Origin of the sequence: Balneola sp. (assembly GCA_003712055.1) — a bacterium.
Taxonomy (GTDB): Bacteria; Bacteroidota; Rhodothermia; order Balneolales; family Balneolaceae; genus RHLJ01.
Genome location: RHLJ01000001.1, coordinates 696973 through 711636, shown reverse-complemented (window position 1 = coordinate 711636; position 14664 = coordinate 696973). Strand labels below are relative to the sequence as shown.

The following is a 14664-nucleotide window of genomic DNA, read 5'->3' as shown; positions in this document are numbered from 1 at the left end:
AGAAAGATGGCTAATAACTCGTTTGGATATAGTGTTAAGAGGGGCTTTGCAGCAATGCCAGATGCATTGAGGGTTATTATACTTTTGAATGCTGGAGTACTTGTTGCACAGTTAGCAACATTCTCTTTATTTGGAGTCGACCTAGCAGAGTATTTGGGGCTTAATACAGATGCTTTAGTTACCATTACGCAGCCTTGGAGAATACTGACTTATATGTTTCTTCATTCAATGGAGAATCTGTTCCACTTTGTCTTCAATATGCTCTGGTTGTGGTGGATGGGTCGCCCGGTTGAAGAGAGGCTAGGTTCCAGAAGTTTTCTCACTATTTATTTGGGAGCCGGTCTAGCTGGCGCTTTAGTTGATGTAGTAGTCAGTTTTGCCGCAGAATCAACATTAGTAATAGGAGCATCCGGAGCAGTATTTGGAGTTATGGTTGCCTTCGCTATGCTTTTCCCAAGAACCCCGATAATGTTGTTTCTTCTTCCACCAATTGAAGCTCGTTTTGTAGTAGGAGGATTAATAGCACTGGATATTATTTTCTTGAACAGTGGAGGACAAGTTGCCAGAATTGTGCATTTAGGGGGAGCATTAGGCGGTTATTTACTTATGAGAGCGCATGCAAATGGGTTTGATTTAAGCCTTATTCCCCGATATTTCGAATATCTATTCCGAAAAATTAAACCTACACCGTCTGCGTCAAAGCCAAAGACAAGAAACAAAAAAATGAGCATTGTCAGCGATGCAAATATTGTTGAGGAAATAGACCAAAGTGAGCTGGATGAGATACTGGAAAAAATTTCAAAAAAGGGATATGACTCACTTACAAAAGAAGAAAAAAGAAAACTATTTGAACTAAGTAAAAAGGATTAGGGCGATAGAATGTTTGGAATAGAAAGAAAAGAGACCATTAAAGTTATGGTAGGGGATGTCGCAATTGGAGGAGGAACTCCAATTGTTGTTCAGTCTATGACTAATACGGATACCGCTGATGTTGATGAAACAGTTGATCAAATTGATCACCTACACCTTGCTGGTTCTGAGCTGGTTCGTATTACAGTTAATAATGACGCTGCAGCTAAAGCTGTACCTTACATTAAAGAAAAGCTTATTAACAGAGGGGTTACAGTTCCCCTAATTGGAGATTTTCACTACAACGGACATGTGTTATTAACAAAATATCCGGAGATGGCTGAATCTCTAGCTAAATACCGGATTAACCCAGGGAATACTGGTACCAAGACAAGGGATAAAAACTTTGCGACAATTGTTGAGCAAGCAATTAAATATGACAAGCCAGTTCGGATTGGGGTGAACTGGGGGTCACTAGACCAGCAGCTTCTTGCCGAAAAAATGGATGCGAATAACCAGCTTTCTTTACCAAAGTCTGCAAAAGAGGTGATGTTCGATACCATGATAGAAAGTGCAAGAAGGTCTTCAGAAATAGCAGAGGATGTTGGCCTTGCTTCCAATAAGATTATCATTAGCTGTAAAATGTCCGGGGTTCAGGATGTAATTGAAGTATATACTCGAATGTCTGAAGTAGTTCCTTATCCTCTTCATGTTGGACTTACAGAAGCAGGAATGGGAATGAAGGGGATGGTAGCAAGTTCAGCCGCTTTATCCGTAATTCTTCAGCAAGGCATTGGTGATACGATTCGGGTTTCTCTTACTCCTCAACCAGGTGCCGATCGAGCTTTGGAGGTTCAGGTAGCACAACAAATTCTTCAGTCACTAAAAATTAGAAGCTTCCTTCCTCAAGTTACTTCATGCCCAGGGTGTGGAAGAACAAAGAGTACTTATTTCCAAGAATTGGCGGAAGAGATTCAAGACTATATCAAAGAATCTATGCCTGTGTGGAAGGACATTTATTCCGGTGTAGAAGAAATGGACGTTGCAGTGATGGGATGTGTAGTGAATGGCCCAGGTGAATCAAGAGCTGCCAATATTGGAATTTCACTGCCCGGAACATTTGAAGAACCGAAAGCTCCGGTGTATATAGATGGAGAACATTCCACTACTTTGAAAGGGGATAACATCGGAGGAGAATTCCGAAAAATACTAAATGACTACATCTCGACTACCTATTCAAAAAAATAAAAAACGACTAGGTTTAATCGTGCGCAAAATTTGACCCTTCTTACATTAGAAATGTAACCCCTTACATTTATTCCATTTATTTTATGAACTAGTTTTTGAGGTCGTTTGTACACTTTAAAAGCCCTTTCGCACATTAAATAATTTTATAACAATAATATAAATTATAAAGAATTGTTTTATATATGCTTTGAAAGTATTAAGATTTTATAAAAAAAAAGCGGAAAAGCATTGAAAAAATGTAAGCGCTTTCATTATTTTTGTGTGCGGAATAAAAACTATGCAAATACAGCTTTTCAAAACTAACAAAGTCTTGCGAGCGACATGCCTAATTGTCGCCTTGTTGTATTTAGCTAATTGCCAATCTCAAGTTCAGGAAACAGAAGATCTGTTAGCATCTATCAATGAGTTAGATATCAATATTGACCATTTTGAAAATGCTTACAAAGAATACTATTACAGAACAGGTCAAGTGCTTAATCCAGATATCTCAACAAAAAAGGCAATTCTTGATGCGGAATTCGATACCTACGTATTGGCAACATATGCAGAGGATTTAGAAATCCACAAGTCTGATGAAGCTATTGTCGAAAAGCAGAGAATTGAGCGACGTGTTCTGAATGAAGAATACCTTAACCAGATAATTCTGAGTGGAATCGAGGTATCTGATCAGGAATTACAAGAATATTTTTTGAGATTTAATACGCAAATCCGTGCGTCTCATATTTATGCTCAGACTGAAGCAGGGATTCTGGAATTCAAGGATAGATTGGATAATGGGGAAACTTTTGATGATCTGGCCAAAGAAGCATTCAGGAATGAGTATCTCTCTGAAAACGGGGGAGATATTGGATGGTTTACAACCGATGAGTTAGATATAGCTTTTGAAAACTCAGCATTCGGGTTACAAATCGGAGAGGTTTCTGAACCAGTAAAAACTGTTCAGGGCTATAGTTTAATTAAAGTGACCGATCGAGTAAGTAAACCCATCATCACTGAGTATGAGTTCAACCAGAAGAGAGCCCAGCTGGGTACTTATGTGCTCAAGAAGAAAAGAGAACTCAAAACCCGCGAGCATTTAGATCAATTTATTAATGGCTTACAGTTTGATTTACAGGTGGATGAATTATGGGAAAATGTAAATCAAAATCTTATTGGCTTTAGAAATAGGGATATCGAGTTTGTTAGCAATTTACCAAGGGGTTCAAGGGTATTGGCTACTTATGGGGATATTGAATTTACCAGCTCTGATTTTATTGAAGAGCTAACTATAAGTTCAGACCAGGTAGTTGGATTCGTAGTAGATGAATCGAGTTTCAAAGAGTTTTTTACGGGGCTTGCTTACCGAAACTATTTATATAAGGAATCAATTTCGAACGGTTTAGCAGAACAAGAATTAGTTTCAGAGTCAATTAATGAGACATATTATCATTATTTATCAAGGGAAGCTGAAAACGCTCTTCGTGATCAAATTTCAAATACTCCTGCTGAGCTGTATAATGAATTCTTAGCCAATCGAAGCAATTTCATAAAGCCTTTAGAAGCCAATTTTGCCAGGGTAGTTGTAAGGAGCAAAGAAGAAGCTGAGCGAGTCAGAAATTTGATTCTCTCAGGGACAGATTTCTCAGAAGTGGTAGATAAATACACCGTTAATAATGAAGATCGATTTACTAATGGTGAACTTGGGTTGGCTAGTATCAAAGAGTTTGGCTACCTGGAGCTTCAACTTTCTAAATTGGAAGTAGGAGATATTTCGGAAGTGATTCAGTACCAGGAAAATGAATTCCATATTTATAAATGCCTCTATAGGGTAGAATCTAAAGCACTGATTTTTTCTGAAGCGTCATCTTATGTTGACGATTTCCTCACAAAGAAGAAACTAAAAGAGCTTAGGTCTGAAACCATTTCTGACGTAAAGAAAAAGCACAACGCTTTTATCGATTTAAAAAAACTTGAAGAACTTATTATCCAAATTTGATCAACGTTTATGAAGAAGATTCTTAAATCAGCGTTCATTTTAATATTCGGGTTAATTTGCTTTGATGCATACGCCCAATCAGGAAAAATCCAGGGCAAACTAATAGATGCAGACACAAAAGAACCCCTTATTGGCGCAACAGTTGGTATTCAGGGTACAACAAAAGGGGCAATTACTGATATTGATGGTAATTATTTGATGTTAAATGTTGCTCCGGGTACATATATCATCGAAGCGAGATATATCGGTTACGCAACAGTGGTTGTACAGGAAGTAATTGTAAGAACTGATTTAACAACTACACAGGATTTTGAGCTAGCTCCTGAATCATTCGAAGGGGAAGAGCTGGTTGTTGTAGCCGAACGTCAAACTGTAATTAAGGATATTACCAGTTCTGAAGCCCGGGTAAGCAGTGATGAAATTGAAAAATTACCTGTACAGGAAGTCACCGATGTAATTCAGCTTCAGGCTGGGGTAAATGTAGGCAACGATGGTGGGATTCATATAAGGGGTGGAAGAACATCAGAAGTTTCTTATGTCGTTGATGGGATTAGGGTTACCGATGATTATGATGGTAGCAATGGTATCAGACTTGAAAACGAATCCATACAGGAGCTTCAGGTAATTTCAGGTTCATTTAATGCAGAACATGGACAGGCTCTCTCTGGTGTTGTGAATGTTGTTACCAAATCCGGAGGTAATAAGTACGATGCTTCTGTTCGTGCCTGGAGTGGTGGATATTTAGCTACTAACAAACCTGAACTATACGATGGTATTGGTACTAGCCTAGACAGTTTCAATCCTTTACGAATGTATAATTTCAGTGCTTCTGTATCAGGACCTATTATAAAAGACAAGCTTACCTTCTTTGCAACTACGCGAAGTTTCCTGAATGAAGGGTACCTAACAGGACGAAACCTGTATTCATCACATGGTAAATATGTTGATCGTGTACCTTTAGATACGGATCTGGATACTTACCGAACATTATATAATGAAAGAGTAGATCTTAACCTGCCCTGGTATTCAATTGATACAGTTACTGTTGAGGGGGTTGATCTCCTTGAAATCCGTGATGATGGAACACGAGATAGCTCATTAGTTGATATGACTAAATTTGAAACATTGAGTTTTCAGGGTAATCTCGAATACAAATTTTCGAACACGCTAAAGTTCAACCTGATCGGGTCTATTGCTACTGAAGAAAGTGGTGGGTATGGGTATAACAGCAGGTTTGTTCCTACTGGTCAGAACAATAATTTCAGAGATAACTATTCGATAAACTTTAAGACGACTATAACTCCATCTGCTTATACCTTCCTTACTGTTAACATTGCAAACCGCTATAATGAGTTCAATAGTTATTTGTATGAAGATCCCTGGGATCCAAGGTATTTCAACTATGATAACCTTTCAGATCCTCTTTTTGGTACACCAAATATTTTATACGGGAACCAAATTCCTAATGCTGGGCAATTTGCTACATATGGAACTAATAATAGTCGGTTCTTCAGATCTACCAATAGCTATATTGCAAAGGCAGAACTATCAAGCCAGCTAAATAACCACCACTTTATCAAGGCGGGTGTAAGTGCTCAGTTTGATGAGATCAAATTTGAAAGCGTAAGCTTGATTCCATTAATTGATGAAGGAGTAAACTTTCCTGAAGGCACCCCGGATGAATTAAGAGTGGTTTGTGCCGATGTAGATAATCAATATCCTTGCCTTGAACTTGGCTTCCCAGAGGTCAATACACCTGGCTATCAGAAGTATTCTGAAAACCCGATTAACCTCAGTGCATACATCCAGGATAAGATCGAATATGATAACCTCATCATTAATGTTGGTTTGCGATTCGATTACTTCGATCCAAATACAGAGATTCCTGCTGACCCGGAAGATCCAGATATCTTTTTCCCTACTAAAACAGAAAATCAGTACACAGATTTAAACGGAAACGGACAGCAAGATGATAATGAGCCTTCTCTAACAGTTGAAGACAGAGCTCAATATTGGTGGAAAGACGCTTCTGTTAAATATCAGCTTAGTCCGCGTATTGGTGTGGCTTATCCTATTAATGATGGAGGGGTAATCTACTTCTCCTATGGTTATTTCTTTCAGATGCCTTCCTATGAAAGATTATATACGAATAGCCAGATTTTCCTTACTCAGGGTGGGGGAGATCAAGGACTTTTTGGTAATCCGGATCTTAAACCAGAACGTTCGATTCAGTACGAATTAGGTCTTAAACAAGAAATCTTTGAGGGAACAGCTATTGAATGGACAGGATACTATAAAGATACTCGGGACTATGTTTCCAGTCGCCCTCAGGTTACAGGAAGTGAATCCATTAATTATGGTATTTACTTCAACCGTGATTATTCCAAGTCTCTCGGTATGACTTTCGCTTTCAATCAATTCGTAAGTTCACGATTTAACTTTGGTTTAGATTATACTTTTGGGGTAGTGGAGGGTAGTAACTCTGACCCTAACGCTGAATACTTTAACATTAGAGGACAGGGTGGAGTTATTGATTCAACAAGCCAAGAAGTGTCACTCACAAAGATTGTACAACCGCTTGATTGGGATAGAACGCATATCTTAAATGGTTCTATGTTTTATACCGGGAATAATTGGGGAGCAAACCTGTTAGCCAGATTTAATTCAGGAACGCCTTATACACCCGCAACAAACATCCCGGGTGTTACTGTTGGTGAGGTTGCTTCGAACAGAAATCTTAGAAATACTGCTCGTCTACCATCCAGGTTTACTATTGACTTGAATGCGTACAAGAATTTCCAGATCGGGAATAACACAATGCAGGTTTTCCTAAATGTATATAACCTGCTTGATACAAAAATTGTGAATGGTGTATATGCCGATTCCGGTCTGCCTACAAGGCCACTTCCGGCAAGTATCATTGAAGATGCGCACCCTGATTTTTATAACGACCCAACTTTCTATGCTGAACCGAGAAGAGTTCAATTTGGACTACAGCTATCTTTTTAAGCCATGAATAATAAATTTATGAGAAAAAGTTTTTTAACCGTATTTGTTCTTCTTTTAGGAGCCCATCAACTAACCGCTCAGGACTATGTGCCTAGTGAAGAGCGTTCGTCATTCGAGAGACGTAAAACATCCATTATGGATGGGAACTTATTAAGAGCTACCTATCACAACACAGGGCACGCAGGAAGAAGAAACAACACAAGTCTTGATGAGCTTCTGTTCGAGTACCCAAGAAATACGAATCGTGAGTACATGTATTTCATGAGTGTAATGTTTGGTACAGAAGTACCAGATCAATCTACTGCTGATGAAGACGATGTTTTTCCGATAGTGGATGTAGCTGCGTATAAAACCAGCCGTGATGGTAGAACCAACTGGTCTTTAAACCCAATTGTAGGATATGTTAGAGACGATTCGGATGAAATTGCACGAAGTGACCGTGGTCCTACCTCTCCATTAGGAAATACATGGCCTGATAGCTGGCCGGATAAGTTTGAAGATGGTGGTGATGGATGGGCTGGTTCCTGGAATGGATTTTTCGGGCGAGATCAGTTTAACGCCGACGTGGAGTTTTATTACAAAGCAGGCGATGATACCTATGTTCGTTACCTAAGCAGATTTCAACCAGATGAGACAGATCCAACTCGTGGAGGTTTGGGAATTATTCTTGATACAAGAATTTTGGCTTGGTCTCAAACACTGGTAAATGCTACTCACTTTAATCTTTTTGAAATTAAAAACGATGGTAGCTTCGATTACCCAAGAATGGCCTTTGGCCTTTGGATTGCCGATTTCGTTGCAGGAGGTGGGCCGACGGATGAGCCGATCTTTGATAATATACGTTCCATCGCCTACCTCACAGATACAGACAGAGAAAGTGGAGGTAATGCTTTTGATGGTGGATTAATTGGAGAGATGGGTCTAAAATTCCTTGAAACTCCAGGAAACGCCATCGATGGTATTGATAATGATGGGGACAGTGATTTCTATAATCCGCTACCTGTACCAGCTCCGCAACAAAGTTTTTACGATTCTGATAATCAGGATTTATTTACTCCTCTTCTGACCTCTTCAGGAGGCTTTTATGCTTATGAGGCTTTAAGAGATTCAGTTATACCTCCATTCCAGGCAACCGATTTTGATCCAAGAACGATTAATATTGGTGATAAGATTGTACTGATTCAGGATGATAACAGCCGCGTTGTTGCAACCTATGATGGAAGTCCATTTGTAACTCAGGGTATAACATACGATTTCGAAGGGGCAGCCAGTTTTGATGTTCTTGAGGATATCTTACCCCAAACGGATGAAAATTTTGGTATCCATATTGATGGACTTGATAATGACTTCGATGGACTAATTGATGAGAACGTTCCGAATCACCTTACGAAGACAACCTTCATCAATAATGTGTCGGTAACTAAAGCAGTTCGCTTTATCAATTATATGTATTTCGAAGTAGGGGATACCTTACAGAGCGGATTGATTGTACCTAGTCAAACCATAAGAGATCGAGTACTCAATGACGCTCCTTTTGCTAGCATCGTTAATGATCAATATGGAGGACGTCTGCAAAACTTTGCTACTAGTGCTCCTATGATTGATGAAGCAAGAGACGATTTCTTCGATAATGATAACGACTGGAATGAGCTAATTGATGACGTTGGTATTCAGGGTGATCCTGAGACATTTAGCGTAGGACAGGGTGATGGCTTCCCTACATCTGGTGCCGGTACTTCATTCCCAGGTGAATCCAGCATAGATAAAACAGATGTAAGTGAAACAGATCTCCTTGGAGTATCCAGGGTTACTATTTTTGATGCTGGGGCTTTACAGGTTGATCAAGACGCTAATATCTGGCTTTCCTATCTGATTCCGGGCACTTTCCAGGAAGATGTAGGAACTGATTCGGATATTTTTGTTTCTTCAGGTTTATTCCCATTGGCGCAAGGTGCAACAGAGCGATTTGCGGTAGCAATTACAGCAGCTCAGCTTAATCAAAGTGCTCAGGCTGACAGAGATCGAGTAAATCTTAATCTCGAAAATGCAACTACTGCTTATGAAGCGGATTACCAGTTTGCAGTAGCACCAACTCCACCAATTTTATCTGCAGTACCTTCTGATGGTAAAGTGACACTATACTGGGATGCAAGTTCTGAACAGTCTTTCGACAGATATATCAATCTGCAAACAGGAGATGGTTTTGACTTCGAAGGCTATAAGATTTACAGAACTACGGATGTTTCCTTCCAGGATATTTTCACTATTACCGATGGACTTGGAGCTCCTCTTTATCTTCAACCAATAGCTATTATTGATAAAAATAATGGTATCTCAGGTTTCCATCCGGTTTCTGAAAATGGAACTCAGTTTAATCTTGGAAGTGATACCGGCTTAACCCGCTTTTTCGAAGACACTGAGGTAATTAACGGTCGTAAGTATTATTACGCGGTTACAGCTTATGATAGAGGTTTTGAAAGTGCAGGTATCAGTCCTTCTGAATCTCCGGTACAAATTTCATTGAATCCTGACGGTTCTGTTACTTTTGGACAAAACGTTGTTGAAGTACGTCCTTCCAGAGAAGTTGCAGGTTACATCAGCCCTGAAAATCCGCTGGCAGGTCTCGCTTCTGGGGCACCAGGTGGTACTGTGCAAGTAGAGATTATTGATCCAGGAGCATTACTAGCAGATAACCTCTATGACGTTGTTTTCGAGGATACATTGGTAAGTGGTGGTAGCGATCCTGACACGATCAAGACAAAGAACTTCTCTCTAAGAAATATTACCTCTGGTACTCCCGATACATTGATTTCCAGATCAACAGATTTCAACGGTCAAAACAATCCAAATACAGAAGGCTTCACGATTACGGTTGAAAACATCGATGAATTCCAGTTGAATGAGGACCTATCTGGCTGGTCATTTGATCATGCCTTACCTCCTCACCCATTTGTATTTGGAATACAGGGAGCTCCAAAAGTTTCGGATTATGAGATCATTATAGGAGATAATGTTGGTTTTGGTCAGTCTATTGAAGCGAATATTGAGGTATCACCTGGTACTTTTGAGCTCCTGCCGTCAATACAAACAAACTTCAAGGTGTTCAATACCTTTACTGAAGAAGAGATTAACTACGCGTTTTTTGACCTAAATAATCCTGCTTCTGCACAGCAACGTTGTAATCCAACATTTTTCCCACCTGATAACTATACCTTCCCCGATCCGGGGCAATTATCCGCAGTTTCAGGGTTTAGCGGAAGGTGTTCAGATATAATTTATTTCATCGAGGACTACCGTGGAATTGAAGATACCACAACGTTTAGAATCAGTATGTCTGCTCAGAATGTAGATGGAGCACTTGTTTCTGTTCATCCTCAACCAGGAGATACCCTAGCTCTATTTACTACCAAGCCATTTACTCAATTCGACCGTTTTGTGTTTAGGTTTGATGAAAATAATATTCCTCAGGTAAATGCTGATACTGCTCGATCTGAGTTGGATGATATTTTAGTGATTCCTAATCCGTACAAAGTCACTAATGTATTTGAAGCTTCTACTACTCCAACAAATCTACAGCAAAACAGGGAGCTGCATTTTACAGGAATACCGGCGCCTTCTAAGCTTCGAATTTTTACAGCATCGGGAGTTCTTGTCAGAGAAATTGATATACAAGAAAGTGATTTAACCAGCCAGTATGGTGGATCATATATCTGGAACATGCTTACCAAAGACAACCTGGAAATCTCTTATGGTATCTATTTATATCATATCGAAGCTCCGGGAATAGGTGAAAAGGTTGGAAAATTTGCGGTTATAAAATGATTATGAATATGAAAAGAACATCGATACTTCTTTTTTCAATTGTCAGTCTGCTAATAAGTGCAGATGTAGAGGCACAACTAAGTAAAGTTGGTACCACGGCAGCTGAATTTCTTAGAGTTCCAGTAGGGGCTAGAGCATCTGCAATGAGTGCATATGCTTCAACCGTAAATGATCCATCTTCCATGGTCTTAAATCCGGCTGGGCTCGCTGATGTTGATGGAAATGAGGTATTGGTTGAATTCACTGACTGGTACCTTGATATCAACCATACTTATTTGGGAGTAGCGATTCCTACCAAAAATGCGGGGGTTGCCGGAGTGCATGTTCTTGCAATGAATTATGGGGAATTCGAGGAAACCACTGCCGAAGCTCAAGGCCTTACAGGAAGAACCTTTGACGCTTATTCCGTTTCTTTCGGTGTTTCTTATGCTCAATATTTGCTACCTCAATTTACAATAGGTGGAACAGCAAAAGTTGTGTATGAAAAAATTGCGAATAGCACCGCTTCAACAGTCGCATTTGATGTTGGGACTATGTACGATACACCCTTTTACGGAGTAAGACTTGGTGTTAGTATTACAAATTTTGGATCAAAGCTTCAGATGCAGGGCAACGACCTTATTATTAGTTCTGATCCTGACGAGACTCAGGATGGGAATTATGAGCCAGATGCAAATTTATCAACCGATTCATTTGACCTCCCGTTGATGCTTAAAGTAGGATTAGCGTGGGATGCAGTAACTTCAGAGGATTTAAGGCTCACACTTTCAGTTGATGGAAACAATCCAACAAATAATGTTCAAAGTTTAAGTGTAGGTGGAGAACTTGGTTTGATGAAAGATCAAATCCAACTACGCGGAGGCCTTCCATATTTGGGTCAAGATGATGCAACGGAGAAATTTAACGCAGGTCTTGGATTCAAATACGAAGTAAGTGAATCACTAAAACTTGGCTTTAATTATACCTACCATGGTTACCGATACCTTGGGGATGTAAACAAACTAAGTGTTCAAATTTTCTTTTAACCTAAACCATAACCTTTAATCAAAAGGTGTATTAAACATGACTAAAGCTACAAAGTTGTTGATGTCGCTAGCAGTATTTAGTTTTCTATTTGCTTCAGCAGCATCGGCACAAGATGTAACGAAAATTCGTGACGCTAGAGTTATGGAAGGAGATACCGTTACCATCGAAGGTGTGATCAACACACCCGACTATGGATTCAGCAACGGACAATTCTTTCTACAAGATTCTACGGCAGGGATTAACGTATTCTATGATGATGTAGGTGGATCTCAAGCTATGGATCACGCTTCATTCACAGGATGGTCGCAAGGGGATACCGTATCTATCACAGGTACGATTGACTCTTTCAGCGATCAAATCCAAATCTTACCAGATACCGTAATCATTTTAGGTGCAGGTACAACTCGTCCCGCACCAGTATGGATTGCTCCTGAAGACCTATTAACTGGTTCAGAGTATCAAGGTATGATTGTTAAAATTTCAGATGTAACCTTAGCTGATGGCGAAGAATGGCCTGAAGATGCACAAACAAGCTCTGGAGTAAATGTAGACGTTGTTGTTGGTGATAGTGCTTTTGTACTAAGAATCGACAGAGATGAATCATACTTTGATGGAGCTCCTGCACCAACCGAAAGATTCAACCTGATTGGTGTAATGGCTCGAAATAACGATGATGTTCAAATCTGGCCTTTCGACAGTACCGATGTAGCAAATATTGTACAGGTTACATTTAATGTGAATACCTCTACGCTTCAGGATACCCTGATGGAAGATGGTTACATAGGAGTGTTCGGTGGAACTTATGGTCCTACAGGTGCTGGAAACCCATACCTTGGACAAACAATCGACTGGAACAACAGCACTGACTTGGTTGCTGATAACGATGGTGGCGACTATTGGACAGTAAGTTTCGATATGGCAGCTGGTGACGGAATCAATTACAAATTCTGGGCCGGAGTTGATGGAAGTACTCCATTAATTAACGGAAGCGAGCAAGGATGGGAAAGCGGAGATAATAACAACTTCGAACTTCCCTGGAATGCTGCAGCCGATACTGTGGTACCTATGCAGTGGTATGAAACTCGTGAAGCTCCATTTACTTCTGATGACGATAGTGTAACTATCTACTTCCGTGTAAATGTTGGTGCACAGGTTCAAACCGGAGATTTCGATCCTGAAACCGATCAGGTTGGAATGCGTGGTACTCCTAACTTCTTCGATAACCCAGATGACTGGAGTTCTTCAGGAACTTACCTTGAAAATCTAGGTGGTGCAGGAGACAATTTATTCTATGGTGGATACCACAGAATGCAAAAAGATTCCCTTGCTAATCTTGATGGAAACATCGAATACAAATTTGTATTGGAAGCTGAAGATGGAACAGTTACCTGGGAAGATGGTAACAATACTGTTATTGCTCCTCCAAGTAGCGATTCTACTACTTTCTGGAAGTTCTTTAGTGGTATACCTCCAACTAACGCTGTAATTGTTAATACCGAACTTAACTTCGAAGTTAACGTTGGTATTCTTGAAGGTCTTGGATTCTTCAATGCTTCATTCGATACCGTGTTTGTACGTGGTACTTTTAATGGATGGAGTGAAGACAATCAGATGTCATTTAGCGATGTATCTGGTAACTATGAAGGACAAAACATTCCATTTACAGGTGCTGATGGGGCCGAAGTAAAATACAAGTACTATATCAAATGGGACGCAGCCAGAGATGACGAAGAAAGTGACTTGTATTTGCCAGGTATAACTCATGATCAGTCTGGTTGGGAAGAGCCTGGTGTAACAGGTGGTGCTGACCGTGCATTTAACATTGTTAATGCTACTGAGCAAGAAAACAGAGTTGAATCATACAACGGTGTTGCTGCTCAGGCACTAATGACTGCTAATAATGTTGACGGTGGTTCAATTACTGTGACTTTCAGTGTGGACATGAGTGCTGCTACTGAAAATGTTGCACAACCATTCCTACCTGAGTCTGATTCAGTATTCCTATTTGTTGATACTCCTTTCTTTGCCCTAACCAACGACATTACTGTTCCTGGTGATAACGGCGAGAACTTTATCACTGCTAGTGATGAAGAAAGAGAAAGACTAAGATTTACTGACGAAGATGGAGATATGGTTTATGAACTAGACCTTACTCTTGTTCTTCCAACGTTAAACCACATTGGATTTAGAATCGCCTATGGTGAGCCTACTTCCGAGACTGGAAGCTTATTTGCTAACGGTGGTGGCTTCGATGCTGGTAGAAGATATTACCAGTACGTACAGCCAATCGTGGTTGAAGATGGAGATGATTTCGATGACCTTCCAGATGTAAGCTGGCCTGCAACATATGCAATGCCACAACTTACCTGGACTGAAAGTGATCTGCCTTGGGATCTTCCACCAGATTACTCTGAGATCTCTACAAACAACGAAACTGAAGAGTCGGTTGCTACATTCAGATTAGAGCAAAACTATCCGAATCCATTCAACCCAACTACTAATATTAGTTTCAACCTGCCTAATGCAGCTGATGTAAACCTTACTGTTTACAACCTATTAGGCCAGAGAGTGGCTACGCTCATTGATGGTAGATCAATGACCAGCGGTGTTCATACCGTTGCTTTTGATGCTCAGGCTCTTTCTTCAGGTGTATACATTTATCGCCTTGAAGCTGGAAGCTTTGTAAGCAACAAGAGAATGACACTTATCAAATAATTAAATACTTAATAAGTCTT

7 protein-coding genes are annotated in these 14664 nt (G+C 40.0%); all 7 read left to right on the top strand.

The window, feature by feature from the left end; genetic code table 11:
• Positions 1-6: 6 nt before the first annotated feature.
• A complete protein-coding gene (locus tag ED557_03145) occupies positions 7-870 on the top strand; it encodes a rhomboid family intramembrane serine protease (GenBank protein ID RNC85785.1) in 864 nt (287 codons plus the stop codon).
• Positions 871-879: 9 nt separating this feature from the next.
• A complete protein-coding gene (locus tag ED557_03140) occupies positions 880-2097 on the top strand; it encodes a flavodoxin-dependent (E)-4-hydroxy-3-methylbut-2-enyl-diphosphate synthase (GenBank protein ID RNC85784.1) in 1218 nt (405 codons plus the stop codon).
• Positions 2098-2374: 277 nt separating this feature from the next.
• Complete coding sequence (locus ED557_03135; GenBank protein ID RNC85783.1) at positions 2375-4072, top strand: hypothetical protein; 1698 nt, start codon at positions 2375-2377, stop codon at positions 4070-4072.
• Between the two features lie 9 nt (positions 4073-4081).
• Positions 4082-7081 (top strand): TonB-dependent receptor, encoded by a 3000-nt coding sequence (locus tag ED557_03130; GenBank protein ID RNC85782.1) that lies wholly within the window; start codon positions 4082-4084, stop codon positions 7079-7081.
• A gap of 18 nt (positions 7082-7099) precedes the next feature.
• Positions 7100-10903, top strand: coding sequence for a hypothetical protein (locus ED557_03125; GenBank protein ID RNC85781.1), 3804 nt, complete (start codon positions 7100-7102; stop codon positions 10901-10903).
• The gene (locus tag ED557_03120; protein RNC85780.1) at positions 10900-11928 is read left to right on the top strand and encodes a hypothetical protein; all 1029 of its coding nucleotides are present in this window, start codon (positions 10900-10902) and stop codon (positions 11926-11928) included. Before ED557_03125 ends, ED557_03120 begins: the two co-directional genes overlap by 4 nt.
• A gap of 655 nt (positions 11929-12583) precedes the next feature.
• Positions 12584-14644: a T9SS C-terminal target domain-containing protein gene (locus ED557_03115; protein RNC86153.1), complete on the top strand. Its 2061-nt coding sequence runs from the start codon at positions 12584-12586 to the stop codon at positions 14642-14644.
• Positions 14645-14664 lie beyond the last annotated feature (20 nt).